General features: G+C 36.0%; 5 protein-coding genes. 1 reads left to right on the forward strand and 4 read right to left on the reverse strand.

The window, feature by feature from the left end; translation table 11 throughout:
• Window positions 1–268: hypothetical protein (locus tag ABZA26_RS11540; protein ID WP_372714672.1), on the forward strand; the 268-nt coding region annotated here is incomplete at its 5' end.
• Between the two features lie 387 nt (window positions 269–655).
• Here ABZA26_RS11540 and ABZA26_RS11545 read toward each other — a convergent pair.
• From ABZA26_RS11545 to ABZA26_RS11560, 4 genes are all read right to left on the reverse strand, one after another.
• Window positions 656–1108 (reverse strand): DUF3795 domain-containing protein, encoded by a 453-nt coding sequence (locus ABZA26_RS11545; RefSeq protein ID WP_372714673.1) that lies wholly within the window; start codon window positions 1106–1108, stop codon window positions 656–658.
• Between the two features lie 40 nt (window positions 1109–1148).
• Window positions 1149–1325, reverse strand: a complete 177-nt coding sequence (locus ABZA26_RS11550) for a hypothetical protein (protein WP_372714674.1) — start codon at window positions 1323–1325, stop codon at window positions 1149–1151.
• Window positions 1326–1381: 56 nt separating this feature from the next.
• On the reverse strand, window positions 1382–2503 hold the full coding sequence (locus tag ABZA26_RS11555) for an NADH:flavin oxidoreductase (protein ID WP_372714675.1): 1122 nt from the start codon (window positions 2501–2503) through the stop codon (window positions 1382–1384).
• Window positions 2504–2630: 127 nt separating this feature from the next.
• Window positions 2631–2939 (reverse strand): iron-containing alcohol dehydrogenase (locus ABZA26_RS11560; protein WP_372714676.1); only part of this gene is annotated, 309 nt, incomplete at its 5' end.

Raw genomic sequence — 2939 nt, forward strand, 5'->3', positions numbered from 1 at the left:
AGAGGCTCTCAGCATTACAGGTTCATTACCTTGTAATACTTGTGGAAGAGGGGACACCTGTGAAACAAGTGCAGTAAAAGCTCTTCACGGAGAAGATGCTACTGCTGGAATTCACAACTGTCTTGCTGTTGAAAATCAGGATGTTTGGGAAAAAGGCAAAGAAGTTGGTCTGAAATTAGGTAAGCTAATTAACGGAGAAGAAAAATATATTCCAAGTGAGCTTACTAAAGAAGTAATAGCTCGAATGCAAGAGATCGGACGTAAATAAATTTACAAAGAGTCTGTCAAGAAAATTAGAATTAATAATATCAGAAAATTTTTAATAATTATCTGTTTATGGCAATAAAATATTATCATCTTATTGGATTGTTTCACAGAAAAGGTATTTATAAACAGACTCCTGATAGTCAGAAAAAAAAATAAGTACGTCAATGTATGGAAAATTTAATAATATATGGATTTTGACTAGAAAAAGGCACTCTTTGGAGTGCCTGGTCTTATGAGTGTAATATTTAGTTGTATTATTTTTAAAGTTTTATATTCTATAATTAGACACAGGTTATCTTAATTTCCACTATGAAATTAAGGCTTCAAAGTTTTTAGTTTTGATATAGTAGGAGCTTAAAAGTAACCTGCTTAGCTTCTTTTATTCAAGCTATTTTTTATCTTCTTCAAGAGCCGGAGCTGTTCCATAAACAAACTTTCCATTAAAATATTTCTTTTGGATTTGGACAGCTTCCTCTCCCCACGCTTCAATTCCATTTAACTTGATCCTGCTTAAGTTATACACCTTAGTATTGTGTGGAGCGCCATCTGCCATATCTGCAACCGGCATCAGGTTTTCACATGGAAACTCCTCACACTCAGAACAGTTATGTAGTCCCTTCTCCTCAACACAGTTTTTAGTAATACACCCTTTACCACATGTTAATGGCATCTCAAAGGAACACCCTTTTTCACTCCTGCACCCCTCACAAGGTATATCCTTAGCCTCTACTCCCAGATGTTTCCCTGTCTGTTCTGCCAGCTCCTCAGTAATATTTTCCTTATAATACGCACATGCAAAGCATCCCAACCCACATGGGGCAGTCATTTGTCTTATGTCCATAAGATTCCCTCCTATTATTTAATAATTTATATATTATCTGCTATAAAGCTGTTTTCAAAATTTTTCTGGATACTTCCAAATTTATATCTCTGGTTTCAGACAGAACAGTCATTCCATGTTTTTCCAGAGCTTCAATAAGCTTCTCAATGTCTTCTTCTTTAATATTGTAATCTGATAGTTTTGTTTTCATTCCACGGCTGTGAAAAAATTCTTCCATCTTAGAGATACCACTGCTTTTAGAAATAAATTTCGAAACAGACCGTATAGTATATCTTAATTCTTAGACTGCATCATCTTCATGATAGGTTTTTGTTCCTCTTGCTCTTCAGGACTTAGATCAAAGTAGCACTGAAGACCCTTGAAGTTTAAACATCCATTACAGGCAACGCACTTTGCAGGAGACCTGTCCCCGTCCTGCCATCTTTTTACCAGACCAGGCTCTTTAACTAATGCCCGGGATATGGATATCCCTTCAATCTTTGTATCTTCTAAAATTGAATCAATGGTATCTACATCTCTGATTCCACCCACAAGAATTACAGAACTATCCACCTTTTCGCTCAATTTCTTGGCAGATTCAAGGTGATATGCCGAATGTCTTAAAGATCTCATGGCACTATAAAACCCAGTAGCTGTCCCTCCACTTACTTCAATGGCATCCATTCCAACTTTCGAGAGCTCCTCTCCTATCACAAGAAATTCTTCTTCCGTTAAACCCTTATCTTCAGTTTCAAAATCAGAACTGTTCAGCTTAATCCACACTGGGAAGTCCTTTCCACATGTGGTTTTAATCTCTTTAAAGATATCCACAACAATTTGCATATTTCTTTTGGTGTCTCCCCCATACTCATCTGTTCTTTTGTTAAAAGTAGGGCTTAAAAATTTACTTAACAGGTAACCGTGAGCACCGTGGATTTGGACTCCGTCAAATCCTGCCTCTTTAGATATAAGCGCTGCCTTTCCAAATTCTTTAACAAATTCTTTAATCTGCTCTATTGAAAAAGCTGTGGCTGTTATCCCTGAAAGGGGGTCTACATATTCAGAGGGACCATAGACAGGACCTTCAGGTGGTGCAAACAACTGTGCCCCGGAATGGTTGATCTGAGCAACTATTTTCGTACCGTATTGATGAACTGTATCAGTTACCTTTTTAAGATTTATCATTGTATCATCTTTTATAACAGGAACATTCCCTGCATAATGATCGGTTGACGAAAATACAGCATAACCAAAAATTATTAGACCGACATCTCCCTTACTCAGGTTTTCATATAATTCAATTGTCTTCTGACTGGGTTTATTGTCTACAGCATACGCCCCATATGTAGCCGATCTGAAGATTCTATTTTTTACTTCTATGCCTCCAATTATAGCTGGTTCAAATGTATTTTTCATTATCATAATCACTCCTATTTTCTTAATTTTATTTTCACAATTATAAATGTTTCCCGATTTTTTCGTTATATTTCCTCTCCCATGCTTCAATACCATTTAACTTGACCCTGCTGAGATCATAAATAGTCTAATACATCTTTTCTAATAATTTTAATGCTGATTCTTCTGTTAATTTTCTAGGAGTTGCCATCAAAACAATTTGCTCTTTCATAGTAGCTTCTGCCAATGTTTTTAACTCTTCTTTCTTAACCCCAGCTTCACCAAGAGTTGGAATATTAAGTTTTTTATTAAGTTCTTTCAACTTATCTACTATGATTTTAGATGCTTCTACAGCACTTAAATTGGCAATATCTAATCCCATTGCTAAACCGATCTCTTTTACTGATTCAGCTGAAACAACTGCATTAAACTCTACACCAACTGGCAGTGCTATTGC

Origin of the sequence: Ilyobacter sp. (assembly GCF_041583315.1) — a bacterium.
Classification (GTDB): domain Bacteria; phylum Fusobacteriota; class Fusobacteriia; order Fusobacteriales; family Fusobacteriaceae; genus Ilyobacter.

Bases quoted from the DNA above. Each gene is read 5' to 3' on its own strand.
- ABZA26_RS11555 (WP_372714675.1), bottom strand. From the start codon at position 2,503: ATGAAAAATACATTTGAACCAGCTATAATTGGAGGCATAGAAGTAAAA.
- ABZA26_RS11545 (WP_372714673.1), bottom strand. From the start codon at position 1,108: ATGGACATAAGACAAATGACTGCCCCATGTGGGTTGGGATGCTTTGCA.
- ABZA26_RS11550 (WP_372714674.1), bottom strand. From the start codon at position 1,325: ATGGAAGAATTTTTTCACAGCCGTGGAATGAAAACAAAACTATCAGAT.